Source organism: Sulfitobacter sp. JL08 (assembly GCF_003352045.1).
In the GTDB taxonomy this organism is placed as follows: domain Bacteria; phylum Pseudomonadota; class Alphaproteobacteria; order Rhodobacterales; family Rhodobacteraceae; genus JL08.
Genome location: NZ_CP025815.1, coordinates 1798441 through 1824536, shown reverse-complemented (window position 1 = coordinate 1824536; position 26096 = coordinate 1798441). Strand labels below are relative to the sequence as shown.

Below are 26096 nucleotides of genomic sequence, written 5' to 3'. Positions count from 1 at the left end.
ATATCTGTAACCGAATGACGACACATCGTCATTCGGCTGCGGTGGCTTTCGGCTTTGGGTCTGCGGCAAAGGCGGCCAGCAGTTCTTCGCGCCGTTTGGCGGCCTTGGCCTCGTTCGCGGCCTTGACGGGTCCAAACCCGCGAATATCCAGCGGCAGGACTGCAAGCGCGCATGCGATGTCCATCTTGTCTGCGCTGGGGTTCGGAAGGATCGCTTTCATGTCTTTTTCATACTGTTTGATCAGGGCGCGCTCCATCCGGCGTTCTGCGGTGTATCCGAACAGATCAAACGGCGTGCCGCGCAGCGCCTTCAACCTTGCCATGATTTTCAATGGCCCCTGCATCCATGCGCCGAATTCACGTTTGAGCGGGCGACCATCAGGGCCGGTTTTCGACAGGATCGGCGGTGCAAGGTGAAACGTCATCTTGAAATCGCCGTCAAATTCAGCCGCTGCCTTTTCCTGACTGGTCAGCAAAAGGCGGGCGACTTCATATTCGTCCTTGTAGGCCAGCAGTTTGTGATAGCCTTTGGCCACCGCCTCTTTCAGCGCCGGATCGGAAATGCCGTCGACCAGTTTGCGATAGCGTTTTGCCAGCCGCGCGGATTGATAGCGTGTCAGATGATCGGCACGGTAGTCGATCTTTTCGCCCAGTGATTTGGGCAAGAACACAACTGTCGGGGCCAGCAGTTTTGCAGCGTCCTGCGGATAAAGCACTGCCCAGCGTCCGATATCGAATGCGCGCAGGTTGCGTTCAACCGCGGCCCCGTTCATTTCAACCGCTTGCCTGATCGCATCAAATGTCAGCGGGACAAGCCCACGCTGCCACGCTGCCCCAAACACCATCATGTTGGAAAAGATCGAATCCCCCAAAGTCGCCCTGGCCAGCTCAGAGGCATCAAACAGATCGACCCGGTCTTTCAGCCGCGCCTGCAAGGCAACGCTTAGCCGGTCGGTCGGCAGCGAGAATTCGGTGTTCCGGGTGAAATCGCCGGTGATGATTTCATGGCTGTTGACCACAGCACCGGTTTGTCCCGCGCGGGTCAGGCCCAGTGTCTTGGCCCCCGCCGACACGACCAGATCACCACCGATCAGGGCGTGCGCCTCGCCCGTGGCGACGCGGATTGCGCTGATGTCTTCGGGCTTTTCGGCCAGCCGGCAATGGATGTGCACCGCACCGCCCTTTTGGGCCAGTCCGGCCATTTCCATCATGCCTGCGCCCTTGCCATCCAGCTGGGCCGCTTGTGCAATCACCGCCCCGATGGTCACAACGCCGGTACCGCCGACGCCAGTGATCACGATGTTATGGGTGCCGTTGATCGCCGGCAGATCGGGCATCGCAAGATCGGGCAGATGCAATTCTGCCGTTGGTTCCTTGCGGATCTTCGCGCCTTCCAGCGTTACGAAAGACGGGCAAAACCCTTTGACGCAGGAATAATCCTTGTTGCAAGAAGATTGATCGATGGCGCGTTTGCGCCCCAGTTCGGTTTCAACCGGCACGATCGACACGCAGTTCGATTGCACGCCGCAATCGCCGCAGCCTTCGCAAATGTCCGTGTTGATGAACACCCGTTTGTCCGGGTCCGGGAACAGGCCGCGCTTGCGACGGCGGCGTTTTTCGGCGGCACAGGTCTGGATGTAGACAATCGCAGACACGCCGGGATGTTTTGAATACGCGTCCTGCACCTGCATCAGGGATTTGCGTTCATGTGTTTCAACGCCTTTGGGAAAGGCATTAAGGTCCACATCTTCTTTTTCGTCATAGACAACGGCGATGTGTTTCATCCCCATCGCTTTCAGTTCGGCGACGATACGGGGCGCGTCCAGCCCGCCTTCGTTGCCCTGCCCGCCGGTCATGGCGACGGCATCGTTGTAAAGGATCTTGTAAGTGATGTTGGTGCCAGCGGCCATCGCTGCGCGGATCGCCTGAATGCCCGAATGGTTATATGTGCCATCGCCCAGGTTCTGGAACACATGGCCGCGTTTGGAAAACGGCGCTTCGCCGATCCAGTTGGCGCCTTCGCCGCCCATATGGGTAAAGCCGGTGGTTTCACGATCCATCCACTGCACCATGTAATGGCACCCGATACCGGCATAGGCGCGGCTGCCTTCGGGCAGTTTGGTGGATGAATTGTGCGGACAACCCGAACAGAAATACGGCAGGCGGGCGGCAATATCTTCGGCATTGTCGGCGCGCCGCGCTTCGCCAAGCGATGCTAGGCCAGCCTTGATCGCATCGGTTTCGCGCCCCTCTTCGATCAGGATGCCGCCGATTTTTTCGGCAATCATGATCGGGTCAAGCGCGCCGCGCGTCGGAAACAGTTCTTCGCCGTGCATCGAACCGGCACCGCCACCCTTGTGCCAGCCATAAACCCGCCGCCCCTGACGGTCGTTGAATATGGCCTCTTTGATCTGCACTTCGATCAGTTTGCGTTTTTCCTCGACGACGACGATCAGATCCAGATCTTCGGCCCAGTCATGAAATCCGCGCATATCCAGCGGAAAGGTCTGCCCGATCTTGTAGGTGGTGATGCCCAGACGCTCTGCGTCGGCTTCGGTCAGGTTCAGCAGGCTAAGCGCGTGCACCAGATCAAGCCAGTTCTTTCCGGCAGCAACAAAGCCGATCTTGGCGCCGGGTTTCCCCCAGACGCGCTTGTCCATCTTGTTGGCATGGGAAAACAGTTCTGCCGCGTAGCGCTTGTAGTCGATCATCCGCGCCTCTTGCGCGTGCGGCGTGTCGATCAGACGGATATTCAGCCCGCCTTCAGGCATCTCCATTTTGGGTGCAACCAGCTTCATCCGGTTGGGATCGCCGTTGACGACTGATGTAACCTCGACCGTGTCCTTCATGGTTTTCAGACCGACCCACAGCCCCGAAAAGCGCGAAAGGGCAAAGCCGTAAATTCCGTAATCCAGAATTTCCTGCACACCTGCGGGACTGACCACTGGCATGTAGGCATCCACCATCGCCCATTCGGACTGATGCAGAACCGTGCTGGATTCGCCGGTGTGATCGTCGCCCATGGCCATCAGCACACCGCCATTTGCCGACGTGCCGGCCATGTTCGCGTGACGCATCACATCGCCGGTACGGTCCACACCCGGCCCTTTTCCGTACCAGAGGCCGAACACGCCGTCATATTTGCCTTCACCGCGCAGTTCTGCCTGCTGGCTGCCCCACAGGGCGGTGGCGGCCAGATCTTCGTTCAATCCGGGTTGAAAGGTGATGTCGCTTTGCGCCAGCGGCTTGGCTGCGCGCATCATTTGCAGATCGACCGCCCCCAGAGGCGAGCCGCGATATCCGGTTACCAACCCCGCAGTATTCAGCCCTGCGGCTGCATCGCGGGCCTTTTGCATCAGCATCAGCCGCACCAAAGCCTGTGTGCCATTCAGCAGCACCGGAGACTTGGTCAGATCAAACCGGTCATTCAGGGAAATCTTCTGGTTCGACATCGGCCCCTCCCAAGGCTGGGTTAACAATTACTTGCCTAATAATAGGTCATAATTTCTGACCTGCATAGCGAATTTTTTGGATATTTTGCGTTTCCCGCCCTGCGCAAGGTTCCTTTTTTCATGATTTCATATAGGTCACATACATCTATATGAAAGTTGCGGCGATGGACTGGGACAAGCTTCGAATATTTCATGCGGTTGCCGATGCCGGCAGCCTGACCCATGCGGGTGACAAGTTGAACCTGTCACAATCTGCGGTCAGCCGCCAGATTCGCGGGCTTGAGGAAAGCCTGCACGCAACCCTGTTTCACCGCCATGCCCGCGGGCTGATTCTGACCGAACAGGGTGAATTGCTGTTTGATGCAACCAGCGCGATGGTCAAACGTCTGGACACGGCCAGCGCCCGTATCCGCGACAGCGAAGAAGAAGTGTTCGGCGAACTCAAGGTGACGACCACAATGGCGTTCGGCTCGCTTTGGCTGGTGCCGCGCCTGAACAAATTGTACGAAAAATATCCCGACCTTAAAATCGATCTGATGCTGGAAGAACGCGTTCTGGATTTACCAATGCGCGAGGCGGATGTGGCGATCAGGATGAAGGAACCTTCGCAGGCCGATCTGATCCGCAAGAAACTGATGACAGTACAAATGCGCCTGTTTGCGTCGCCCGATTATCTGGCGGAAAACGGTACGCCCAAGCGGTTGTCAGATATCTCCAGACACCGTCTGGTGTTCCAGAATGTGAAATCGGCCCAGGTTGTCGCGGGAATATCGCTGGTGCAGCATCTGATGACATACGATATCCGGTCACTTCTGACGGTGAACAATTATTTCGGTGTGCTGCAAGGGGTTATCAGCAATATCGGCATTGGCATCCTGCCCGATTATGTCACGCAGGACTTTCCCGATCTGGTCTCTGTCCTGCCCGAGGTGACTTCGGCGGATGTGCCCGTTTTCCTGGCCTACCCCGAGGAACTGCGCCAATCCAAACGCATCTCTGCGTTTCGCGACTTTGTGCAGGACGAAATCATTACCTACCGCCGGCAATTGCGCGATCAGGCGAAACCCTGATCAAAGCTATGCATCCAGTGCATATCGGGATTGCCGAATAATGGCCCGATAACTCTTGATCGATTCAATTCTGCTGCCTATTTGATCATTCGAAGGCGATGATGGCTTAAACGCGCATCATCTTCATACCTCCCTGTTGGACTTCGGCCGAGCTTATTAGCTCGGCCTTTTTTTTGGCCCTGCTACACAGTCAATTGCGTGCGCAAATCCGGGGTGCAGAGATTTCTTGCATAGTAGAGGGTTTTCGCCGATTTTGAGCCAAACAAACAAGTAACCAAATACCGACAAGGGACAGAACACTTGCTGACAAGAATTCTATCAAGCGCGCTTGCGCTCTTTTTGTGTGTCGCATTCTCGGGCGCAGTACAGGCACAAAGCGCAACCGACACCGCGTCAGTGACATTGCCGGAAACGCTGTCCCCCGAAAACGTGCGCGATCTGGTGGCGGGGTTGTCTGACGAACAGGTCAGAGGCTTGTTGCTGGAGCGCCTTGATGCGGTCGCACAGGCGCAAGCCGCAGAAAGTGCGGACGACTCCAGCGGTCTGGGTGAAATGTTTTATCATGCGACAACGGGGGCTGTTGGCCAGATACTGATCGCGATCAAGGCCATCCCCAACCTGTTTAGCTTGCAGGCGCAGTCTGTCTCAAACTTCTTTTCCCAGTTTGGTGTCTCGGGCGTGCTGCTGTTCTTGGGGCTGTGCTTTACAGTGATCGCAGCGGGCTTTGCGGCAGAATGGGTTGTGAATCGGCTGACCCGTGGCTGGCATACGCTGAACGAAGATGACGAACGCCCCGAAACACTGCGCGCGACCGTTGCGGCCCTGTTCCGGCGGTTGTGTCGCGATCTGCTGGGGGTGTTTGTCTTTTTTGCGGTCGGTCGCACCGTTGCCTTTTCGATCATCCCGCTGGAGATGCTTCCATTTGCACAGATCATCCTGTTCAACCTTGTGGCTTTGCCGCGGATCGTGATTGCCTTTTCGCGCTTTCTGCTGGCGCCGCAACGCGAAAATTATCGTATGGTAAATGCCGACAATCAGACGGCACAATTCCTGAACCGGCACATTGTCGGCTTTTCGTTCCTGTTCGGGTTTACCATTGCGATCCTTGGCTTCAACGAACTTAATCAGGTTCCGGTGGCGGATATGCGTCTGGGGTTCTGGCTGAACCTTTCGCTGCATTTGTACATCGTCTGGATCGCGTGGACCGCGCGTGATGGTCTGATACAGATGATGCGCGGACCCGATAAAGGCGTCAGCGAAATTGAGGCCAAAGTTTCAAGTGCCTATCCCTATTTCGCGATTGCGGTGTCTCTGGCAACGTGGTGGCTTGTCCTGACGCTGTCCAGCTATGGCCAGATCGATCTGCTGCGCACCGCGCCTCACTTTAAAACAATGGCTGTTTTGTTGCTGGCCCCCGCCCTTGATACGATGGTGCGCGGGATCGTGCGCAATATCATGCCGCCAATGCTGGGCGAAGGTGTGATTGCCAGACGGGCGCATCACGCCACCGAATTGTCTTATGTGCGCATCGGACGCGTTATTGTATTTGGCCTTGTGGTTCTTGTGATCGCGAATTTCTGGGGTGTGACTCTGGCAAGCCTGGCTGCCGGTGCCGTCGGGGCCAGACTGGCCGGCAACGTGGTTGCGTTCCTGATCACAATTGCAATCGGCTATCTGCTTTGGGAGGTGGTGTCCGTTGTGATCAACCGCCAGCTGGCTAAGGAAATGACGGCCTCCGGAGAGGCGCCTTCGGAAGAACAGGAACTGGGCGACGGCGGCGGTGCGGGCAGTTCGCGCCTGTCGACTGTGCTGCCGCTTATCCTGTTGGTGTCTCGAATAACGATTGTTGTTCTGTTCACCCTTCTTGCCCTAAGCGGCCTTGGGGTTGATACAACACCGCTGCTGGCGGGGGCGGGTATTGCCGGTCTGGCCATCGGTTTCGGGGCACAGAAGCTGGTCACCGATGTGGTTTCTGGTGTTTTCTTTCTGGTCGATGATGCCTTTCGCGTTGGCGAATATGTCGATGTTGGCGATGTCAAAGGCACGATCGAAAAAATCTCGGTCCGCTCGATGCAGTTGCGCCATCATCTGGGCCTTGTTCACACGGTGCCTTACGGTGATATCGCCAAAGTCACGAACTTTAGCCGCGACTGGGTGATCACGAAGCTAAAGTTCACGGTACCTTTTGATACCGACCCCGAAAAAGTGCGCAAGATGTTCAAGAAAATCGGCCAGGAAGTACAGGCCATGGACGAATTCAAGGATGATATGTTGCAACCGTTCAAATCGCAGGGCGTCTACAATTTCGACGATGTCGGTATGGTCGTGCGCGGCAAATTCATGGCCAAACCCGGATCGCAGTTCATGATGCGTAAAGAGATCTATAATCGCGTCAAGGCCGCGTTCGACGAAGCCGGCATTGATTTTGCCCGCCGCGAAGTGCGTGTGAACATCCCCAATCTGGAAGATCACGACGAGCTGACAGACGAGGACAAGGCGAGGATTACCGCCGCAGCCGCAGCCGAAGCGGAAACCCGCGATGCGGGCGCGGCCGGAAAAAAATAGGCGGAATGACCATCGTGGCGCGCGGGGGTCTTTCCCCTCGCGCGCCCTTGGATTAAAGACAGCCCATCTGACTGCCATTTGGGGAATCCAACAGGATGCAAGAGCCGGCCATCACGCCCGACCTGATCAAGAGCCACGGGCTGAGCCCCGATGAATACCAGCTTATCCTGACCATCATCGGACGCGAGCCGACATTTACCGAACTGGGCATCTTTTCGGCCATGTGGAACGAACACTGTTCCTACAAGTCATCGAAAAAATGGTTGCGCACCCTGCCCACAACAGGCCCGCAGGTGATCTGCGGCCCCGGCGAAAACGCCGGTATCGTCGACATTGGCGATGGTCAGTGCGTGGTGTTCAAAATGGAAAGCCACAACCACCCCAGCTATATCGAACCCTATCAGGGTGCGGCGACAGGGGTGGGCGGTATCTTGCGTGACGTGTTCACCATGGGCGCGCGCCCGGTGGCGGCGATGAATTCACTGTCGTTCGGTGAAACCAGCCACCCCAAGACACGGCAGCTGGTCAATGGTGTGGTCGCCGGTGTGGGTGGCTATGGCAATTGTTTCGGCGTGCCGACTGTTGGCGGCGAAGTGCGCTTTGACCCCGCCTATAACGGCAATTGTCTGGTCAACGCCTTTGCTGCTGGCCTTGCCGATACCGATGCGATTTTCTATTCGGCCGCGTCGGGTGTGGGGATGCCCGTGGTCTATCTTGGTGCCAAAACCGGTCGTGACGGTGTGGGCGGGGCCACGATGGCCTCGGCCGAATTCGATGACACGATCGAAGAAAAACGCCCCACCGTACAGGTCGGCGATCCGTTCACCGAAAAGCGCCTGATGGAAGCGACGCTGGAACTGATGCAGACTGGCGCCGTCATTTCCATTCAGGACATGGGCGCGGCGGGCCTGACCTGTTCCGCGGTTGAAATGGGCGACAAGGGCAATCTGGGCGTGCGTCTTGATCTGGAAAATGTGCCGGTGCGCGAAGAACACATGACCGCCTATGAAATGATGCTGTCGGAAAGCCAGGAACGCATGCTGATGGTGCTGCGTCCCGAAAAAGAAGCCGACGCGCGCGCGGTCTTTGAAAAATGGGATCTGGATTTCGCAATTGTCGGCGAAACAATCGCCGAAGATCGTTTCCTGATCATGTACAATGGCGACGTGAAGGCCGATCTGCCGCTTAAGGCGCTTTCGGGCAATGCGCCCGAATATGATCGCCCGTGGGTCGCCACACCCGCCGCCGCACCGCTGACCGACGTGCCATCGATCGATCCGATTGCCGGATTGCGCGCCTTGCTGGCTTCGCCCAATTACGCCGCCAAAAACTGGGTCTTTGAACAATATGACACGATGGTCATGGCCGACAGTGCCCGTACACCCGGACTGGGCGCGGGCATCATCCGGGTGCATGGCACGGACAAGGCGCTGGCCTTCACATCGGACGTGACGCCCCGCTATGTCAAAGCAAACCCTGTCGAAGGCGGCAAACAGGCCGTGGCCGAAGCTTATCGCAATCTGTGCGCCGTGGGTGCCCTGCCCCTTGCGACAACCGACAACCTGAATTTCGGAAATCCCGAAAAGCCCGAGATCATGGGCCAGTTTGTTGGCGCGATTCAGGGCATCGGCGCGGCGGTGGCTGCGCTTGATATGCCGATCGTGTCGGGCAATGTGTCACTTTACAATGAAACCGATGGTTCTGCGATCCTGCCAACCCCGACAATCGGCGCCGTTGGTCTTTTGCGCTCAACCGCCGACATCATCGGTGATCAGGCGATGGGCGGCGATGTGGTGATTGTGCTGGGCGAAAGCCACGGGCATCTGGGCCAGTCCGCCCTGCTGGCCGAGGCGTTTGGACGTCAGGACGGCGATGCGCCCTATGTCGATCTGGACGCCGAAAGGCGCCATGGCAGCTTTGTGCGCGACAACCGCGCCCTGATCCGTGCCTGCAGTGACCTGTCTGATGGCGGGCTGGCGCTGGCCGTGTTTGAACTGGCTGAAAAATCGGGCGTGGGCGTGCAACTGAACAGTGCCGATACCGGTGCCCTGTTTGGCGAAGATCAGGCGCGCTATGTTCTGGCCTGTGCGCCGGACAAGGCTGATGCTTTGATGGAGGCCGTCCGAAAGGCCGGTGTGCCCGCAGAAAAGATCGGACAGTTTGGCGGTAATACCATCGCCTTTGACGGCCACAGCGCTGAAATGGCGGAGCTTTCGGGGCTGTTCCGTTCGGCCTTTGAAGCTGCGATTGCCTGATCGGGTCCCTTGCACGCGGCACGTCCACCGCCTACATCTATCATCATCAATGACCGGAGTGCCGCTATGCCGATAACCGCCCACGAAATTGAAACGATGATCCGCGAGGCGTTTCCCAAGGCCCGTATCAACGTACAGGGCGATGATGGGGCGCATTTCGCAGCCGAAGTGATCGACGAAAGCTTTCGCGGGCAGAACCGTGTGCAGCAGCAGCGCGCAGTCTATGCCGCGCTGAAGGGCAAGATGGATGGATCGCAGGGCGAATTGCACGCGCTGGCGCTGACCACCAAGGCCCCTGACTAGGCCCATGGATTGGGGGTTCATCATACCTTTGATCGTGCTGGTCGGCATCGTGTCCGTGTTGTGCGGGGCGTTCGCCCTTCACCGCACCAAAGGCACCGAACGCGGCAGCCTGCCCGGCAAGGGCGATCATGTGATTGAACTCGATTATAATTCGGGCGGCGGTGGCGGCAGCCAGATCGCGCGCTACACTGTGCCCAAAGACCCGCAAGACTATGCAAAACGATTTGTGCCGCAAGGCAAAAGGACGGAGACCCAAGATGACTGATACCGCCAGCCAAATTCAGGAAACCATCAGCGCCAACGATGTGGTTCTGTACATGAAAGGCACCAAGGAAATGCCGCAATGCGGGTTTTCATCGCGCGTTGCAGGTGTTCTGAACTATATGGGCGTGAATTTCGCCGACGTTAACGTGCTGGCCGATGAAAACCTGCGGCAGGGCATCAAGGATTTTTCCGACTGGCCGACGGTGCCGCAACTTTATGTCAAAGGTGAATTTGTCGGCGGCTGCGATATCATCACCGAAATGACGCTGTCGGGCGAACTGGATACGTTGTTCGAACAGAACGGCGTGGCCTACGACAAGGACGCCGCCGACAAGATCCGCGAAGCCAACGGCTAAACCCCTGTGTCAACTGAATTTGCGCGCATCTGGTATCGCCCCGGTGCGCGCACTGTGTCTTTGGACCTGCTGCAAAAGCGGTTGCAAGACCATCTGGGATGCCTGTGCGACCGCGATCCTGGCCCGCCTGACCGGTTGCGGATTACAGCGCCGGTGGCGTTTTCCCTTTTCATCGACAATTCTGACGCGGTAGCGGAACAGGCCGGCCTTTTTGCCGACAGGCTTGAGGCGCATACGGGCCCCACTGGGGCAACCAGCATGTTGCGCACCTGTACCCGCCGCCTGATCCTTGAAGCGGGGGGCGCGCCCGACAATCCTGCCGCGCAGCGCATACTGGTCGGGTTGACCAGCGGTCTGAACGGGGTATGCGAAGATCTGGCGCACAACCGCGTTGTCATGGCCCCGCGAAAAAACCTGTTAAACAGGCTGCTGCGCCGCTAGCCCGCCTTTTCTTCGATCGCGGCGGCAAGGGATTCTGCGCGGGCGGCGATTTCAGCCAATGTTTCGGTGACAGCCGTCGGCACAATCGGCACTTCGATCCGTTCGGGTTCCGGTGCGGGGGCGTTGCGCAGTTTTTCCAGTTCCTGATCCCGTTCGGCCAGACGCGCCTCGATCACGGAAATCCGGTCTTCGACGCTTGCCGTCTTGTCGGCCAGCATCAGCCCTGCCATCAACAGCATTCGGGCTTCGGGCATCCGTCCGGCCTGATCGGCCAGCACCTGCGCCTCGTCATCCAGCATCTTGGCGGCGGTGTGCAGATATTGCTCTTCGCCTTCCTGGCAGGCCACTTCGAAAGTCCGTCCGCCGATTCTGATTTGCACCTCGGGCATCAGACGCTCTCCTCTTGGTCCTGGGCTGCGGCTTCGATCAGCGGGGCCAGCGTGCCCATGATGGCCTGCGCTTCGGCGGCATCAGCCGCGCGCGCGGCGCGCAGCGCCTGCAATTCGGCCAGCATTGCCTTATTGATCAGATGCGGTTCGCCCACGCCCGCCTCGTTGGCTTCGCGCAGGGCGGCATTGGAATTGCGCAATTGTTCGTTGGCTTTGCGCAGCCGTGTCAGTTCGGCATCCAGGGCGGCACTGCGTGTGCCCTGTTCCTGAAAATGCCGCGCGGCGTTGGTTTCGGTGTTGTCCAGTTGCTTGCGCAGGGCGGCAACACGTTCTTTCAACTGGGCGTTTGCCAGTTTTTCTTCGTCCAGCGCCTGCTGAAGCGCGGCAGAGCCATCGCTACCGGCATCCGTGTCTGCACCTGCTGTTGCGCCAGACAATCCGTCCAGCCCCTGCCCGATCCGGTCCATCGCGGCGGTGATCCTTCGGTGCAACTCTTCAATCTCGCTCATGCCCAATCCTTTGTTCTGCCATGCGCTGTGCCGCCGGGGCCGGTCCGTGCGAATCGCCCCATGCTAGGATATGACCCAAGTTTACCCAAAGCCCAACCAAATTGCGCCCCTTTGCTTTCAATCACTTGAAGCACGGCCTTCATGTGCCGATACCACGGGTGCTTGATCTTTGCGGACCGGCTGTTATTCAGCGGGCAAGACCTTTGGCCTTGCGGCCTTTTCTGCCAACCGATCTGCCCAATCAAAAGGACATCTGACCCGTGAATGCACCTGTGGACATTGCCGCCCTTTCTGCCGCCCATCCGGATCACTGGTCCAAAGCGACGGCGATCCGGACACTGACACTTGACGCGGTCAAGGCCGCAAATTCGGGCCATTCCGGTATGCCGATGGGAATGGCCGACGTGGCGACGGTGTTGTTTGAAAAGCACCTGAAATTCGATGCTTCTGCCCCCAACTGGCCGGACCGCGACCGGTTCATCCTGTCGGCCGGTCACGGTTCCATGTTGCTTTATTCGCTGCTCTATCTCACGGGCTACAAGGATATGTCACTGGAAGAAATCAAGAATTTCCGCCAGTGGGGATCGCGCACGGCGGGCCATCCAGAATATGGCCATGCGGCAGGGATCGAAACCACGACCGGCCCGCTGGGACAGGGCATATCAAACGCGGTCGGCTTTGCCATGGCCGAAGAAATGCAGCGCGCGCATTACGGGCGCAAGGCGGTCGATCATTTCACCTATGTCATCGCCGGTGACGGATGTCTGATGGAAGGCGTCAGCCAGGAAGCGATCGGGCTGGCCGGACGGCACGAGCTGAGCAAGCTGATCGTGCTGTGGGACAATAACAACATCACCATCGACGGAACCGTCGATATTGCCGACCGCACCGATCAGGTCGCGCGGTTCAAGGCATCCGGCTGGAATGTTCTGGAAATTGACGGGCACGATCCGGTGGCGATTGACGCGGCCCTGACGCAGGCAAAAAAGGGCAACAAACCCACGATGGTGGCATGCAAGACGCATATCGCTCTGGGTCACGCGGCGCAGGACACATCCAAAGGCCACGGCGCCCTGACCGATGAAGACCAGCTGGCTGCGGCCAAGGCGGCCTATGGCTGGAAGACGGGCCCGTTTGAAATTCCCGCCGATGTCAAATCGGCATGGGAAGCGATTGGCGCGCGCGGCGCAACAACACGCGCGGAATGGGAGGCACGCTTTGCCACCCTGCCCGGCAACAAGCAGCGCGAGTTCAACCGCGCCTATGCTTTGGATGCCCCGAAAAAGCTAAGCGCGACAATCAAGGCGTTCAAAAAACAGATGACCGAAAGTGCGCCGAAACTGGCAACGCGCGCTTCATCGGAAAAAGTGTTGGAAGTGATCAATCCGATCATGCACGAAACCGTCGGCGGCAGCGCCGATCTGACCGGATCGAACAACACGAAAACCGCCGATCTGGGCGTGTTCCTGCCGGAAAACCGCAAAGGGCGCTACATTCATTACGGCATCCGCGAACACGGCATGGCCGCCGCAATGAACGGCATGGTGCTGCATGGCGGTATGCGCCCCTATGGTGGCACGTTCATGTGTTTCACCGATTACGCGCGCCCCGCCATACGTCTGGCCGCGCTGATGCGCATCCCGACCGTGTTCGTGATGACGCATGACAGCATCGGGCTGGGCGAAGACGGCCCGACCCACCAGCCGGTGGAACATCTGGCAATTTCACGTGCCACACCGAACACCTATGTGTTCCGCCCCGCCGATACGATTGAAACCGCCGAAGCATGGGAAATTGCCCTGACCAGCAAGGAAACGCCATCGGTTCTGTCGCTGACTCGTCAGGGCCTGCGCACCGTGCGCACCGAGCACAAGACCAAGAACATGACCGCACAGGGCGGCTATGTTCTGGCCGATGCCGAAGGAAAGCGCGAGGCAATCCTGATGGCCACTGGATCAGAGGTCGAAATCGCACTGGCCGCCCGCGATCTGTTGCAGGCCGAAGGCATCGGGACGCGCGTTGTGTCCATGCCGTGTTGGGAACTGTTCGAAGATCAGGACGAGCGCTATCGCAAGCGCGTTCTGCCCGGCGGCCCTGTGCGCGTCGCGATCGAGGCCGGTATCCGGTTCGGCTGGGACCGGTGGTTGTTCGGCGAGCGCGGCAAGCGGGAAAAATCCGGTTTTATCGGGATGCACGGTTTCGGCGCATCGGCCCCTGCGGATGTTCTTTATGAACAATTCGGCATCACCGCTGAAGCGACCGCGGCCAAGGTAAAATCACTGCTGAAGAAATGATGCGATCGCGCGCGGTGCCTAGCCGCGCGCGAACACGGCCCGCCAGGCGGGCGTGACGATGTTTTCCCCGATCGGGATCAGAACCAGCCCCAGCGCAACCCCGAAAATACCGTCCATCGTTGCCTTGGCCATCCATTCAACAGCGGCGGTAAAACGTTCGGGCACGGCATGGCCAACGACATAGGCCCAGTCGTGGATGTGGTGGCCAAGCCAGCCGAAGCCCAGAACTTCCATTCCGTGGATGATGATTGATCCGCCCACCCACAGCATCGCGGCTGTGCCGACCACTGTCAGGATGCGTAAGAAACCGGGCATCGCCTTGACGATCCCCTGCCCAAGTTTGCGGGTCAGCCCCAGACGTCCGCCATTGGCCATCGCCAGCCCGACATCGTCGGCTTTGACGATCAGCGCGACCGATCCGTACACGGCCACGGTGATCATGATGGCAACGGCCGCAAGTGTCGCGGCCTCCATCCAGAAATTGCTGACCGGGATGGCGGCCAGCGCGATGGTCATGATCTCGGCCGAGAGGATGAAATCGGTCTTGATCGCACCCTTGGCCTTTTCTTCCTCCAGATGGGCGGGGTCCACGGGTTCGACATCTGCCTTGGGATGATCCATATGCCCGTGCCCGCCGATGCCTAGGGAATGGGCTACCTTTTCAGCCCCTTCAAAGCATAAGTAAGCACCGCCAACCATCAGAAGCGGTGTAATAGCCCACGGCGCAAAGGCCGACAGCGCCAGCCCCGCAGGCAGCAGAAACACCAGCTTGTTCTTGAGCGATCCCTTGGTGATGCGCCAGATGATCGGCAGTTCGCGTTCAGCCTTGAAGCCCTGCACATATTTCGGCGTGACCGCGGCATCGTCGATCACGGCCCCTGCTGCCTTGGCGCCCGCCTTGGTCGCCTGCCCGATCACGTCATCCACCGAAGCAGCCGCCACTTTGGCAATTGCAGCTACATCATCCAGCAGCGCCAACAATCCGCTCATCACATACCCTTTGTTTCGTTTCCCAACACGCTAGCAAAGTCTTGCCCCATGGCAACCGCGATTCCTGCGCAACAGTTAGCGCCACCAATCGCCCAAAACCCCCAGTTTGCGCTAACACGCGGAAAAATAGTGCCTTTTTGCCTTTCGAAACGGGGTTGTCACGGCTATATCGCACCCAATCGCGCTGTATGAGTTCAGGAGACACAGATGACAATCACGGTAGGTATCAACGGATTTGGCCGGATCGGCCGCTGCACCTTGTCCCATATCGCGCAAAGCGGGCGCAATGACATCACCGTGACAAAAGTCAACGCAACCGGCCCGCTGGACACGGCGGCGCATCTGCTCCGCTATGACTCGGTGCATGGGCGGTTTCCGGGCGAGGTGACAATTGGCGAAGGCACGATGGATCTGGGGCGCGGCCCGATGCAGATGTTTTCGACCTATGACGCCAACGCGCTGGACTGGTCCGGCTGTGATGTCGTTTTGGAATGTACCGGCGCGATGAATGACGGCACCAAGGCAGGTGCGCATCTGGCGCGCGGCGCGAAATCGGTTCTGATTTCGGCCCCGGCCAAAAACGTTGAAAAAACCATCGTGTTCGGTGTGAACCACGACATGCTGCGCCCTGGTGACAAGATGATTTCGAACGGATCGTGCACCACCAACTGTCTGGCGCCGCTGGCCAAGGTGCTGGACGAGACGATTGGCATCGAACGTGGCATCATGACGACCATCCATTCCTATACCGGCGATCAGCCAACGCTGGACCGGCGCCACAGCGATCTTTACCGCGCGCGTGCCGCTGCGATGGCGATCATCCCGACGTCGACCGGCGCCGCCAAAGCGCTGGGCGAGGTGCTGCCGAACCTGAAAGGGAAACTGGATGGTACGGCAATGCGTGTGCCTACCCCGAATGTCAGCGCCGTTGATCTGACGTTCGAGGCGAAGAAAGACGTCACCGTGGCCGATGTAAACGCCGTGATGGCCGAAGCCGCCGCAGGCCCGATGGGCGCGGTACTGGCCTATGATGCGGAACCAAAGGTGTCGATCGATTTCAACCACACCGATTACAGCTGCATTTTCGCCCCCGACCAGACCAAAGTGACCGGCGGGCGCATGGTGCGTGTGCTGGCGTGGTATGATAACGAATGGGGCTTTTCCGTGCGAATGGCGGATGTTGCCGTTGCGATGGGCCGTCTGAACGGGTGATCCAGCGCGCGCTTGCAGAGTTTTAACCAGACTGCCATACCCTGCTTTGACGTAATGGCAGGAATAACGCGCCCATGACCAACCGAATTGCAATTGTGCTTGGCCTGATTATCGTCGGCGCGATTTTACTGGACGTTTTTCTGTATGGATCAGAGCATCTGATCTTTCTGGGCAAGAAATTCGCCGAACTGGTGGAATGGATCGCCTTCTGGCGCTAGCGCAACCTGACCTTCAGGGCCGTATTGACGGCGGGCGGCACAAATTTGCTGACATCCCCGCCAAGACGGGCGATTTCCTTTACCAGCTTTGACGCAATCGCCTGATGCCGCGCCTCGGCCATCAGAAACACGGTTTCGACACTATCATCCAGTACGCGGTTCATACCGACCATCTGGTATTCATATTCGAAATCGGCAACAGCGCGCAAACCCCGGATGATGATCTGCGCCCCCACATCGCGGGCACAATCGATCAGCAGGTTTTCAAACGGATGCGCAACGATTTCGGTGCCGGTCTGTTTGGAAAGCTTGGCACACTCCGCCTCGATCATGGCGACCCGTTCTTCCAGTGGAAACAACGGGCCTTTGTCGCGGTTGATCGCAACGCCGATTACCAACCTGTCCACCAGCGCCGAGGCGCGGCGGATGATATCGATATGTCCCAGAGTGATCGGGTCGAATGTGCCGGGATACAGGCCAATGCGCATCAAGGCTCTCCTTGGGTCGGGTCATTGAAAAGGTTGTGTTTTCCAGGACAAAGAGCAACAGGACACGCGCCTGAAATGCAAGGGGCTAATGCCCCATAATCATCCCTTCAAGCGCATCTTTTTCCATCGCCAGTTCGGCCAGGCGCGCCTTGACCACATCGCCCAGTGAAATGAGACCGACCAGTTCGCCGTTTTCCAGAACCGGCATGTGCCGGAAACGGCCCTGCGTCATCTGCGTCAAAACCGATTCCGCGCTGTCGTTGCGCGCGCATGTCACCAGCTTTGCGGTCATGTAGTCTTCGACCTTGGCCTGCAACACGGCGCCGCCCTTTGACGCCATCTGACGTACGATATCGCGTTCCGACAGAATACCATCCGGCGATTTTCCGTCTTTGGAGACCAGAACCGTTCCAATGCCCTTTTCTGCCAGTGTTTTTACAACATCCGACACCAAAGTGCCCGGCGGCACGGTCATGACAGAATCATCTGCCTTGGATTTCAAAATCTGATGGACCAGCATAGGACATCTCCCGCAACAATCTTTCAATATCAACAGCGTTGCCGCAATAGTTGTTCAAGTCAAGTCAGACCCTCCAGCCGCGACACTTCTTCGGCAACGCCTTGCGCCAAAAGGCTGGCAAAACGCTTCATGCGGGCGCTTTGAAGGTCAGTTTTGTGGCGGATCAGGTAAAAACTGCGCGTCAGGCTGATCTGGTCGGCCAGAACCTTGCGCAAGCCACGGGCGCTGGGCATTGCAAAATCATGCACCACGCCGATGCCACCGCCCTGCCGCACCATGTTGAACTGTACCGAAACCGAATTTGACGCCAGTGCCACCCGTTTGATCCCCAGATCGTTCAGGTAATCCAGTTCGGTATCGAAAATCATATCGGGGATATACCCGATCACGCGGTGATCCTGCAGGTCGCGCACGGTCTGGATCGGAGGATGCGCCCGCAGATATGGCCGCGCCGCCATCAGGTGCAGTTTGTAATCGGTCAGTTTTTGCACATGCAACCGGTTGGCGGTGGGGGCGCTGACACCGATGGCCATGTCTGCCTCGCGCTTGGACAGGTTGAACACGCGCGGCAGGGCAACGATCTGGATGTCCAGATCGGGATGGTCGGCACAGATTGCGGCGCAGACCTGCGGCAGCAGATAGTTTGCACAGCCGTCCGGGGCGCCCAGACGGATTTGTCCGCTTAGTTCTTCGCTGGTGGTGTTCAGAACATCCGATGCGGCCTGCATTGCGGCTTCGACGGTTTCTGCACGCTCCATCAGGCGCTGGCCGGCATTGGTCAGCACATATCCCTGCGGCGATTTCACAAACAGGGCTGTCGCAATTTCCAGTTCCAGCCGTGCAATGCGCCGCCCCACGGTGGCCGGATCAATGCGCAAATGTTTGCCCGCACCCGACAGGCTGGCGGCGCGCGCCACGGCCAGAAAAACCCGCACATCATCCCAGTGCTGCTGCATTCCGCCCCCATTTGCATTTTTGCAAGACCAACTTTGAAATCTTGCCTCTGTTCGGGGGATTTTTGCAAGGCTATACTGCGCCCGACTTGATCAGGAGGATCCAATGCAAGAGTTGACCCATTACATCAACGGTGCGCACATCAAAGGCACGTCCGGCCGTTTTTCAGACATTTACAACCCCGCGACCGGTGAGGTGCAGGCGAAATGCCCGCTGGCCTCGGCTGCGGAACTGGACAGTGCCGTTCAGCACGCGCTGGCGGCCCAACCGGCATGGGCGGCAACCAACCCGCAGCGCCGCGCCCGCGTCCTGATGGCCTTTGTCGGCCTGCTGAACCGCGACATGGACAAACTGGCCGAAGCGCTGAGCCGGGAGCACGGCAAGACCCTGCCCGACGCTGCCGGTGACGTGCAGCGCGGCCTTGAGGTCGTGGAATACTGCATCGGAGCGCCGGAATTGCTGAAAGGCGATTACACTGACAGCGCCGGCCCCGGCATCGACATGTATTCCATGCGTCAGGCGTTGGGTGTGACGGCGGGCATTACGCCGTTCAACTTTCCGGCGATGATCCCGATGTGGATGTTTGCGCCGGCGATTGCCTGCGGCAACGCCTTTATCCTCAAGCCGTCCGAACGTGACCCTTCGGTACCGCTGATGCTGGCGGAACTGATGGAAGAGGCCGGATTGCCCAAAGGCATTCTTCAGGTCGTGAACGGCGACAAGGAAGCGGTTGATGCGATCCTGCATCACGATGTGATCCAGTCTGTCGGATTTGTCGGATCGACCCCGATTGCCGAATACATCTATGGCACAGGCTGTGCCAACGACAAACGTGTGCAGTGTTTCGGCGGCGCCAAGAACCACATGATCATCATGCCGGATGCCGATATGGATCAGGCGGCAGACGCGCTGATCGGTGCCGGATACGGTGCGGCGGGCGAACGCTGTATGGCGATTTCGGTAGCTGTGCCGGTGGGTGACGAAACCGCCGACCGTTTGATCGAAAAGCTGGTGCCCCGTGTTGAGGCGCTTAAGGTCGGGCCATATACATCAGGCAAGGATGTGGATTATGGCCCCGTCGTGACCGCTGCCGCCAAGGCTAATATCGAACGTCTGGTGCAGACCGGCATCGATCAGGGTGCCGAACTGGTTGTGGATGGGCGCAATTTCAGCCTGCAGGGCTATGAAGACGGGTTCTTTGTCGGGCCTCACCTGTTTGACCGGGCGACCAAGGACATGGACATCTACAAGCACGAAATCTTTGGTCCGGTGCTGACCTGCGTGCGCGCGCAATCCTATGAAGAGGCGATTGGCCTGGCGATGGATCACGAATACGGCAACGGCACCGCGATCTTTACCCGCGATGGCGATGCGGCGCGCGATTTTGCCAACCGGATAAATGTGGGCATGGTTGGCATCAACGTGCCGATCCCGGTGCCGCTGGCCTATCACACGTTTGGCGGCTGGAAAAAATCGGTGTTCGGCGATCTGAACCAGCACGGCCCCGATGCGTTCAAATTCTACACCCGCACCAAGACTGTGACGGCGCGCTGGCCGTCCGGGATCAAGGAAGGTGGCGAATTCAGCATTCCAGTGATGGAATAAAGCAATTAGGGGCGGCTTTAAGAGCCGCCCTTTCTATAAGAGCTGATAGCGCACGTACGCGCTTATCCCCTTTTCGCGTCAGACATGAAAAAGGGCGACCCTCTAAGGACCGCCCATTCATGTACTACGGGCTGTTGACGTTCACCTGATGTGAATGATTGTAGCGGCGATCGAGATGAATGCTTTGAAGCTGGGGTCTGTTTTGCACGAGCGCATATTAAAGCGGCGAGCTTGAAACCTGAATCGTGGGATTCCCATTGGGTTTGATTTGTGATTCATATGTGGACGCCGCCTTTGACAAGGGTTGATTTTGTCCTGTTGCGGTGATCGGTTGCTTTCATATGTCCGGCCTGTTTGTGCAGCTTGAAACGATCTGCTGGCCCTGATGGAAATCCGCTGGAGAGGTCCCTAATCAACCTGGCGCGCTTGTGAGGCGCGGTGAATCAGACGGGTTTGTCTCGCCGTTGGCTCGATCGTTACGCATCATTGACTGCCTTTGCCAATTCGGATCGGGCTGCGCAATTAGGCGGCAAGCCCAAAAGGTCTATAGGTTTCTCCTCGGGTGAGTACCGCCCATGCGATGCGCGCCAGTTTGTTTGCAAGAGCCACAGATACAAGCCGGAAGGGCTTTTTCTCCAGCAAATTATTGACCCAGTCTGTCATGGGTGTCGGATTGCGCTTCGCGTGCCGCATCACTGCGGTCGCCCCTACAACAAGCAATCTTCGCAGATATCGATCGCCTTGTTTCGAGATGCCGCCCAAACGGGTTTTGCCGCCTGTTGAGTGCTGTTTTGGGGTCAGCCCGAGCCAAGCCGCAAATTGCCTTCCCGAGCTGAACTGATCGGGGTCAGTCACGGTGGCGGCGATGGCGGTTGCTGTGATCACGCCGATACCAGGGATAGCTGCAAGTCTTCGGCTTGCTTCGTTGCTGGCGTGCCAGGCCTTCAGTTCTTGGGCGAGTACACAGATCTCGTCGGTCAACTCAGCCATGCGCCGGATCAGGATTTCAAGGGCTCTGTGGGCGTAAGGTGGCAGTGTTGCATCTGCAAAAGCTTTATCAGCCACCTTCACAAGATTTGCGATGCCGGGATTTGCGACCAGCCCAAACTCCGCCAAGTGTGCCCGCAGCGCATTCGCAGCCATGGTTCTCTGGCGCACGATCAGCGCCCGGGTTCTATGTCCCATCAGAATGCTTTGCTGTTCGACCGTCTTCATAGGGACAAACCGCATCGTGGGCCGCCCCACTGACTCACAGATTGCCTCGGCATCAATCGCATCGCTTTTTCCACGCTTCACGTACCCTTTGACGTATGAAGGTGGCATGATCCGAACGTCATGTCCCATCGCACTCAACGTGCGCGCCCAATGATGTGCTGTGGCACACGCCTCCACACCGATCAGACAGGGCGGTAATTTCGAGAAGAAGGGGATCATCTGCTTGCGGTGAAGCTTCTTGACCAGAACCGCATCGCCCGCTTTGTCGATGCCGTGAGCCTGAAAGAAGCTTTTCGCCAGATCAAGGCCGATTGTTTTGATGTGCATTTGGTACGCTCCTTTTTTGCTGCACTCACTTGCAGTACCATTCTAGGCACTGCGGTGGCAGCGGCGTCCACATCATCACCCTGATTGGGAGGATGTTTCATGTCATCAGCACTATCGTCAGAGCTGCGCACGCGGTTTCGTGAGTATATTGAAGAAGGGTTAAGCGGTCGCGCGGCGGCGGCCCGATTGAAATTGTCTGCGGCAACGGGTGTCCGCTGGCAGCGCAAGTGGCGCGAGACGGGGGCGATCGCGCCGGATGTTCAGGGCCGCCCGCCAGGTCATGGCAAGCTTGCAGCGCATCAAGGGCTGCTTGAAGAACTGGTTGCGCAGGACGGTGACATCACTTTGCCTGAACTTGCAGGCGCCCTGGCGTCCGCCACCGGCGTTGTCGCCCATGCCGCATCGATCGGACGGTTTCTGCGCAAGCTTGGGTATACGTACAAAGAAAGTCACTGGTCGCGACCGAACGGCTGCGCGCACGGGTAAAACATCTACGGCAAGACTGGTTACGATACCGCATCCCCAAAATGCAGGCGCATCCTGATCGGCTTGTATTCATTCCCTCTCGTGACATTGCTGCGCAATGCACTGTCGGGCAGTGGACGAAACTTCGGTCAAATCCAACCTGACCCGTCTGCGAAGGCGCAGCTTGCGTGGCAAGCGCTTGGAAATGAGCGCACCCTTCGGCGCTTGGGGCACGCAAACGTTCATCGCGGGTCTGTCCCATGACAGCCTGATCGCGCCCTGGGTGATCAAAGGCGCAATGGACGGAGAAGCCTTCGCCGCATACATCCGCGGCGTCCTTGCGCCAGAACTGCAGCCGGGAACGGTGGTCATCTGCGACAACCTCGCGACTCATCGCAACAAGGAGGCGGCGCAGGCGCTGAAAGATATCGGATGCTGGTTCCTTTACCTGCCACCATACTCACATGACCTGAACCCAATCGAGATGGCCTTCTCCAAACTGAAAGCACATCTTCGACGGATCGGGGCCAGGACGTTCGATCAGATGTTCGATGCACTGGCCGAAGTCTGCGACCTGTTCACCCCACAAGAATGCTGGAACTACTTTTGCGAGGCAGGATATGGATCAGGTCAAAGGCGCGAAGCTTTAGACTGACTGATTTAACCTGATTTAGTGAAAAAAGAGCGGCCTTTAAGCCGCTCTCATACGCTTTTTAAAAAGAAAATTTCGAGAATTTTCAGCGCACGGTTTTGCGTCGCCTAATGAATGCAGCTCCACCGACCAATGTAGTCAACAAGAGGGGAAGACTGGCAGGAACGGGTACAACGTTTACGCCGATTGTGTCGATCCTTTTAGTTCCGCCATTTTCAGACATAAACGTAATAGACGTCACATTTTCGATAAGCCCCGTCCATCTATACGATGTATTTTTTTGTATTGGATTATCTGCGGGATTTATCGACCCAATTCCGGACAGCGCCGAATCAACGGCCAGCGTCACTAGTGTTGTTCCAGCAGTACCACCAGTTTTAACTAGCAAAGTATTTGGAGTCGAAGTTCCCGAAAGCTCAAAATCAAAGCTGACAAGGTCGAAAGTTCCACCACCTATAAGCGACATTGTGGACGCCTCGCTCGCCCCGTTGTTAACATGGATACAGGCTGGGTCTGAAAAGGGGCAATTGCCGGCCGAGTTGTTTCGGTTCGCTTGATCAAACTGAAATAAACCCTCGGTCCAAGTGCCACTACCACCACCGGAACCAAATGTTATAAAAGTAGTTGAAGCGCTTGCCGAAGAAGCAAAGCTAGCGCCAATAGCAACAGTTACGGCCGCTGCCGCAATTTTTAAGAAGTTCATCATGATAGATACCACCCAATTAATCACAAAAAAAACGGAACAAGCTCCGAGTTGTGCCTTATTTTAGACATATTCCATGTTGCTGTCAAAGTATAATAACTTGTGGCCCCTAGGTGTTCAGTCCCGGCATTTGGTGGGTCGGATTTAGGATGAATCGATCTGGCTGCGAAGTCCAGATCTTGCGGATGTATTCGTAGGGCGAGAGGCCGCTGAGTGTCTTGAGCCTGCGGGCAAAGTTGTAGGCTGCCATGAAGTCCGCGAGGTGCGTCCGCAGTTGGTCGTGGCTGTCGTAATGGTATCGCTTCACCGTCGCTTCCTTGATCGTGCGGTTCATTCGCTCGACCTGGCCATTGGTCCATGGGTGGTTTGGCTTGGTCAGCCGATGCTCGATCTCATTGGCCTCGCAGATCATGTCGAACCGCATCTGCCGGGAGTAAGGGATGTTGCGATTGCAAGGCTGTTCGGCGAACTGGATGCCATTATTGGTCAGGATCGTATGAATGAGATAAGGAACGGCCTTGAGCAGAAGTTCGAGGAACTCCCAGGCGGTCTTGCGATCTGCCTTGCCCAAGAGTTGGTGACTGCAAACTTGCTAGTCCGGTCAATGTCCACGAAGAGATATAGCTTGCCCTCCACAGTCTGAACCTCGGCTATGTCGATATGAAAGTAGCCGTTAGGGTATCGCTTGAAGCGCTGCCGCTTTGGCTTGTCACCCTCGACATCCGGCAAGCGCGAGATGCCATGCCGCTGAAGGCACCGATGTAGCGCCGACCGCGCCAGATGCGGAATCGATGGCTGAAGAGCATAAAGACACTTGTCTAGCGGCAGCAGCGTGTGCCGCCGGAAAGCGACGATCATTGCCTCCTCTGCTTCCGTGAGAACGGTTGAACGAGGTTCCTTCGGCCCGGTCTACAAATCCTCGACCGTCGCACGCTTGCGCCACTTCGCGACGGTCTTGGGATTGATACCCAGTTCTTTGCTCAGCGCCGCGTTCGTAGGTTGCGATCGCTGTATTGCAACTCTGACGGCGTGCGTGGTCGTGGCGCTCCCGTGACGAACTTGTCCCATAGTGCTTCCTTCCATTCCTGAGAAAGGATCGCACCATCAAACCGTGGGATCAAACACCTAGCTCAGGACTCATAGCCAGAATATGAATGTTGCGACGAAAGCGATCGCTGATATAAATGCGAAAATCAAAGGAGACATCATGCCCCGACTGACCCGCCGCCTGATCCTGACCAGCGCCTGCGTCGCCGCGCTGTTGCCGCACGCCGCATTTGCCGCCACCACGCATCAGGTCAGCATCGCCAACATGGCCTTTGTTCCGACACGCATCACCATCAAGGCCGGTGACAGTATCGAATGGCGCAACCGCGACAGCGCCGAACACACGGCGACAGACAAAGGCGGTACCTGGGATACCGGTATTCTGCGGCGCAATAAAAAGGCCGCAATCCGGTTCGACACACCGGGCGAATACGATTATTTCTGCGAGGTGCACCCCAACATGCAGGGCAAGATCACCGTCACCTGACCCCCGGCAAAACGGCCGGAGGTTTCGGGGCGTGTGGTAATGCTACCACGACAGGGTCTGCATGTTTTCGCGAAACAACCAGCCTTCGACCACCGGCCAGCTGCCCATTGTGACGCCGTCGATATAATCATCCTGCGTCAGCCCTGCGGCTTTCGAACAGGCCTGACACATGATCACGGTGCCGCCATCGGCGATAAAGGCGGCCAACATATCCTGAACAGATGTCCCGCTCTCGGCCATCATCCCATGGATGTGGCTGGGCCGCTTCTTGTCAGCCAGGTAAACCGCGCGCACATTCAGCCAGATCGCCGTGTCGTGGCCGTTCCTGAGCGATTTTTCATGTGCGAACATGATGGCCTTGGCCGCGACCCACGTATCGTCTGTTGTCAAATTAACGAACAAACCGCGGGGCGTGTCGGTGTCGGCCTGCGCAGGCAGGGTGGTTGCGAAGACCGCTGTGATCAGCATCAGCACGGCACTCAGTCGGGTAAAGTATGGTTTCATCGGCGAACTCCTGCTTATTGCCGGTTCCTGCCTACGCAACATTCCGTTAATGGAATATGACATGGATCAATTCATCGCGAGGACCGGGGCACTTGCCTTTTCACAGGGTAAGGGGCGCGATAAGGAAAAGAAAAATCGAGCAGTACAGGAAAAATCATGATGCATAACCGGTTAACGCGACGCCGTATCCTGCTGACGGGAAGCGCCGCAGCTTTGACGCCAACGCTTTTGCCTGCGCAATCGCTTACAGATGATCAGGGCGATCAAATGCCCGCGACAGTACGCAACGCCCCGCCCGTGCGGCGCAACACATCGGCCTTTCAGGATCAGAACTGGCAGGATCATTTCGACACATTGGGACAGGGCTGTCTGCTGGCGGATATTTCATCGCGCGCCGTGCATTATTGGGGACCGGACGGGGAAACCTACCGGCTGTATCCATCCTCGGTTCCGCTGACCGAAGACCTGACGCGGCGCGGCTATACCAAGGTGGTGCGCAAGCGCGAAGCACCGGACTGGACGCCCACAGCCTCGATGCGGGAACGTGACCCCACCCTGCCCGCTTACATGCCCCCCGGGCCGGGCAATCCGCTGGGCACTCATGCGCTTTATCTGACATGGCCTGCGTATCTGGTGCATGGCACCCATGACACGCGGAAAATCGGGCGCCAAAGTTCGTCCGGATGCATCGGATTGTTCAATTCCGATATCGAGGAATTGTACGCTCTGGTCGATGTGGGCACGCAGGTCTTGCTGCTGTAAGCGGCTTTTTCCCTTGGCAAAGGGCGTATTCCCCTTTTGACTGGGCCGAA

General features: G+C 57.7%; 23 protein-coding genes and 2 pseudogenes. 14 read left to right on the top strand and 11 right to left on the bottom strand.

The features are described 5' to 3' along the window. Window positions 1-28: 28 nt before the first annotated feature. On the bottom strand, window positions 29-3451 hold the full coding sequence (locus C1J05_RS09055) for an indolepyruvate ferredoxin oxidoreductase family protein (RefSeq protein WP_114869966.1): 3423 nt from the start codon (window positions 3449-3451) through the stop codon (window positions 29-31). A 164-nt stretch (window positions 3452-3615) separates the two neighbouring features. Here C1J05_RS09055 and C1J05_RS09050 point away from each other — a divergent pair, with 164 nt between their 5' ends. From C1J05_RS09050 to C1J05_RS09020, 7 genes are all read left to right on the top strand, one after another. Next, a complete protein-coding gene (locus C1J05_RS09050; protein ID WP_114872221.1) occupies window positions 3616-4521 on the top strand; it encodes a LysR family transcriptional regulator in 906 nt (301 codons plus the stop codon). A gap of 300 nt (window positions 4522-4821) precedes the next feature. After that, on the top strand, window positions 4822-7086 hold the full coding sequence (locus tag C1J05_RS09045; RefSeq protein WP_254684749.1) for a mechanosensitive ion channel family protein: 2265 nt from the start codon (window positions 4822-4824) through the stop codon (window positions 7084-7086). 95 nt (window positions 7087-7181) lie between these two features. Further along, on the top strand, window positions 7182-9341 hold the full coding sequence (gene purL / locus C1J05_RS09040) for a phosphoribosylformylglycinamidine synthase subunit PurL (RefSeq protein ID WP_114869965.1): 2160 nt from the start codon (window positions 7182-7184) through the stop codon (window positions 9339-9341). A 66-nt stretch (window positions 9342-9407) separates the two neighbouring features. After that, window positions 9408-9644 carry a BolA/IbaG family iron-sulfur metabolism protein gene (locus C1J05_RS09035; protein WP_114869964.1) on the top strand — a complete coding sequence of 79 codons (237 nt, stop codon included), beginning with the start codon at window positions 9408-9410 and terminating at the stop codon, window positions 9642-9644. A 4-nt stretch (window positions 9645-9648) separates the two neighbouring features. Continuing rightward, a complete protein-coding gene (locus C1J05_RS09030) occupies window positions 9649-9909 on the top strand; it encodes a hypothetical protein (RefSeq protein ID WP_114869963.1) in 261 nt (86 codons plus the stop codon). Continuing rightward, window positions 9902-10264 (top strand): Grx4 family monothiol glutaredoxin, encoded by a 363-nt coding sequence (gene grxD / locus C1J05_RS09025; RefSeq protein ID WP_114869962.1) that lies wholly within the window; start codon window positions 9902-9904, stop codon window positions 10262-10264. Before C1J05_RS09030 ends, grxD begins: the two co-directional genes overlap by 8 nt. Before the next feature lie 6 nt (window positions 10265-10270). Then, window positions 10271-10705 carry a hypothetical protein gene (locus C1J05_RS09020; protein ID WP_114869961.1) on the top strand — a complete coding sequence of 145 codons (435 nt, stop codon included), beginning with the start codon at window positions 10271-10273 and terminating at the stop codon, window positions 10703-10705. Here C1J05_RS09020 and C1J05_RS09015 read toward each other — a convergent pair. Both C1J05_RS09015 and C1J05_RS09010 read right to left on the bottom strand, forming a co-directional pair. After that, on the bottom strand, window positions 10702-11094 hold the full coding sequence (locus C1J05_RS09015) for a cell division protein ZapA (RefSeq protein WP_114869960.1): 393 nt from the start codon (window positions 11092-11094) through the stop codon (window positions 10702-10704). The two genes, C1J05_RS09020 and C1J05_RS09015, sit on opposite strands and share 4 nt — an antisense overlap. Further along, the gene (locus C1J05_RS09010) at window positions 11094-11603 is read right to left on the bottom strand and encodes a hypothetical protein (RefSeq protein WP_114869959.1); all 510 of its coding nucleotides are present in this window, start codon (window positions 11601-11603) and stop codon (window positions 11094-11096) included. The genes C1J05_RS09015 and C1J05_RS09010 overlap by 1 nt, the downstream gene beginning before the upstream one ends. Before the next feature lie 272 nt (window positions 11604-11875). Between C1J05_RS09010 and tkt the strand changes: the two genes are divergently transcribed. After that, on the top strand, window positions 11876-13897 hold the full coding sequence (gene tkt, locus C1J05_RS09000) for a transketolase (protein ID WP_114869957.1): 2022 nt from the start codon (window positions 11876-11878) through the stop codon (window positions 13895-13897). An 18-nt stretch (window positions 13898-13915) separates the two neighbouring features. Here tkt and C1J05_RS08995 read toward each other — a convergent pair whose 3' ends face one another. Next, window positions 13916-14887, bottom strand: coding sequence for a DUF808 domain-containing protein (locus tag C1J05_RS08995; protein ID WP_114869956.1), 972 nt, complete (start codon window positions 14885-14887; stop codon window positions 13916-13918). Between the two features lie 207 nt (window positions 14888-15094). Here C1J05_RS08995 and gap point away from each other — a divergent pair, with 207 nt between their 5' ends. Then, complete coding sequence (gap, locus tag C1J05_RS08990) at window positions 15095-16099, top strand: type I glyceraldehyde-3-phosphate dehydrogenase (RefSeq protein ID WP_114869955.1); 1005 nt, start codon at window positions 15095-15097, stop codon at window positions 16097-16099. A gap of 74 nt (window positions 16100-16173) precedes the next feature. Further along, the gene (locus C1J05_RS21705) at window positions 16174-16317 is read left to right on the top strand and encodes a hypothetical protein (protein ID WP_205389214.1); all 144 of its coding nucleotides are present in this window, start codon (window positions 16174-16176) and stop codon (window positions 16315-16317) included. Here the strand turns inward: C1J05_RS21705 and coaD are convergent. From coaD to C1J05_RS08975, 3 genes are all read right to left on the bottom strand, one after another. Continuing rightward, on the bottom strand, window positions 16314-16805 hold the full coding sequence (gene coaD / locus C1J05_RS08985; RefSeq protein WP_114869954.1) for a pantetheine-phosphate adenylyltransferase: 492 nt from the start codon (window positions 16803-16805) through the stop codon (window positions 16314-16316). The genes C1J05_RS21705 and coaD overlap by 4 nt on opposite strands. 85 nt (window positions 16806-16890) lie before the next feature. Continuing rightward, window positions 16891-17325 carry a CBS domain-containing protein gene (locus C1J05_RS08980; RefSeq protein ID WP_114869953.1) on the bottom strand — a complete coding sequence of 145 codons (435 nt, stop codon included), beginning with the start codon at window positions 17323-17325 and terminating at the stop codon, window positions 16891-16893. Between the two features lie 59 nt (window positions 17326-17384). After that, window positions 17385-18281: a LysR family transcriptional regulator gene (locus tag C1J05_RS08975; protein WP_114869952.1), complete on the bottom strand. Its 897-nt coding sequence runs from the start codon at window positions 18279-18281 to the stop codon at window positions 17385-17387. 103 nt (window positions 18282-18384) lie between these two features. Here C1J05_RS08975 and C1J05_RS08970 point away from each other — a divergent pair, with 103 nt between their 5' ends. Continuing rightward, the gene (locus tag C1J05_RS08970) at window positions 18385-19884 is read left to right on the top strand and encodes a CoA-acylating methylmalonate-semialdehyde dehydrogenase (RefSeq protein WP_114869951.1); all 1500 of its coding nucleotides are present in this window, start codon (window positions 18385-18387) and stop codon (window positions 19882-19884) included. A gap of 522 nt (window positions 19885-20406) precedes the next feature. Here C1J05_RS08970 and C1J05_RS08965 read toward each other — a convergent pair. Continuing rightward, a complete protein-coding gene (locus tag C1J05_RS08965) occupies window positions 20407-21426 on the bottom strand; it encodes an IS110 family transposase (RefSeq protein ID WP_114869950.1) in 1020 nt (339 codons plus the stop codon). A gap of 99 nt (window positions 21427-21525) precedes the next feature. On the opposite strand from C1J05_RS08965, the pseudogene C1J05_RS08960 reads away from it, so the two are divergent. Continuing rightward, a pseudogene (locus C1J05_RS08960) lies at window positions 21526-22546 on the top strand (IS630 family transposase). A gap of 82 nt (window positions 22547-22628) precedes the next feature. Here the strand turns inward: C1J05_RS08960 and C1J05_RS08955 are convergent. Continuing rightward, window positions 22629-23249, bottom strand: a complete 621-nt coding sequence (locus C1J05_RS08955; RefSeq protein WP_114869949.1) for a VPLPA-CTERM sorting domain-containing protein — start codon at window positions 23247-23249, stop codon at window positions 22629-22631. Window positions 23250-23355: 106 nt separating this feature from the next. Continuing rightward, window positions 23356-24314: pseudogene (locus C1J05_RS08950) on the bottom strand (IS481 family transposase). 139 nt (window positions 24315-24453) lie between these two features. Here C1J05_RS08950 and C1J05_RS08945 point away from each other — a divergent pair. Beyond that, complete coding sequence (locus C1J05_RS08945) at window positions 24454-24780, top strand: cupredoxin domain-containing protein (RefSeq protein WP_162797972.1); 327 nt, start codon at window positions 24454-24456, stop codon at window positions 24778-24780. 42 nt (window positions 24781-24822) lie between these two features. On the opposite strand, the gene C1J05_RS08940 is transcribed toward C1J05_RS08945, so the two are convergent. Continuing rightward, complete coding sequence (locus C1J05_RS08940; protein WP_254684748.1) at window positions 24823-25284, bottom strand: DsrE family protein; 462 nt, start codon at window positions 25282-25284, stop codon at window positions 24823-24825. Window positions 25285-25440: 156 nt separating this feature from the next. Here C1J05_RS08940 and C1J05_RS08935 point away from each other — a divergent pair, with 156 nt between their 5' ends. Next, entirely contained in the window at window positions 25441-26046 is a 606-nt protein-coding gene (locus tag C1J05_RS08935; protein ID WP_114869946.1) for a L,D-transpeptidase, read from the top strand. Window positions 26047-26096 lie beyond the last annotated feature (50 nt).

Coding starts and splice junctions, on each gene's coding strand:
- C1J05_RS09055 (WP_114869966.1), bottom strand. CDS start 3,451: ATGTCGAACCAGAAGATTTCCCTGAATGACCGGTTTGATCTGACCAAG.
- C1J05_RS09050 (WP_114872221.1), top strand. CDS start 3,616: ATGGACTGGGACAAGCTTCGAATATTTCATGCGGTTGCCGATGCCGGC.
- purL (WP_114869965.1), top strand. CDS start 7,182: ATGCAAGAGCCGGCCATCACGCCCGACCTGATCAAGAGCCACGGGCTG.
- C1J05_RS09035 (WP_114869964.1), top strand. CDS start 9,408: ATGCCGATAACCGCCCACGAAATTGAAACGATGATCCGCGAGGCGTTT.
- C1J05_RS09030 (WP_114869963.1), top strand. CDS start 9,649: ATGGATTGGGGGTTCATCATACCTTTGATCGTGCTGGTCGGCATCGTG.
- grxD (WP_114869962.1), top strand. CDS start 9,902: ATGACTGATACCGCCAGCCAAATTCAGGAAACCATCAGCGCCAACGAT.
- C1J05_RS09015 (WP_114869960.1), bottom strand. CDS start 11,094: ATGCCCGAGGTGCAAATCAGAATCGGCGGACGGACTTTCGAAGTGGCC.
- C1J05_RS09010 (WP_114869959.1), bottom strand. CDS start 11,603: ATGAGCGAGATTGAAGAGTTGCACCGAAGGATCACCGCCGCGATGGAC.
- C1J05_RS08995 (WP_114869956.1), bottom strand. CDS start 14,887: ATGAGCGGATTGTTGGCGCTGCTGGATGATGTAGCTGCAATTGCCAAA.
- gap (WP_114869955.1), top strand. CDS start 15,095: ATGACAATCACGGTAGGTATCAACGGATTTGGCCGGATCGGCCGCTGC.
- C1J05_RS21705 (WP_205389214.1), top strand. CDS start 16,174: ATGACCAACCGAATTGCAATTGTGCTTGGCCTGATTATCGTCGGCGCG.
- coaD (WP_114869954.1), bottom strand. CDS start 16,805: ATGCGCATTGGCCTGTATCCCGGCACATTCGACCCGATCACTCTGGGA.
- C1J05_RS08980 (WP_114869953.1), bottom strand. CDS start 17,325: ATGCTGGTCCATCAGATTTTGAAATCCAAGGCAGATGATTCTGTCATG.
- C1J05_RS08975 (WP_114869952.1), bottom strand. CDS start 18,281: ATGCAGCAGCACTGGGATGATGTGCGGGTTTTTCTGGCCGTGGCGCGC.
- C1J05_RS08970 (WP_114869951.1), top strand. CDS start 18,385: ATGCAAGAGTTGACCCATTACATCAACGGTGCGCACATCAAAGGCACG.
- C1J05_RS08965 (WP_114869950.1), bottom strand. CDS start 21,426: ATGCACATCAAAACAATCGGCCTTGATCTGGCGAAAAGCTTCTTTCAG.
- C1J05_RS08955 (WP_114869949.1), bottom strand. CDS start 23,249: ATGATGAACTTCTTAAAAATTGCGGCAGCGGCCGTAACTGTTGCTATT.
- C1J05_RS08945 (WP_162797972.1), top strand. CDS start 24,454: ATGCCCCGACTGACCCGCCGCCTGATCCTGACCAGCGCCTGCGTCGCC.
- C1J05_RS08940 (WP_254684748.1), bottom strand. CDS start 25,284: ATGAAACCATACTTTACCCGACTGAGTGCCGTGCTGATGCTGATCACA.
- C1J05_RS08935 (WP_114869946.1), top strand. CDS start 25,441: ATGATGCATAACCGGTTAACGCGACGCCGTATCCTGCTGACGGGAAGC.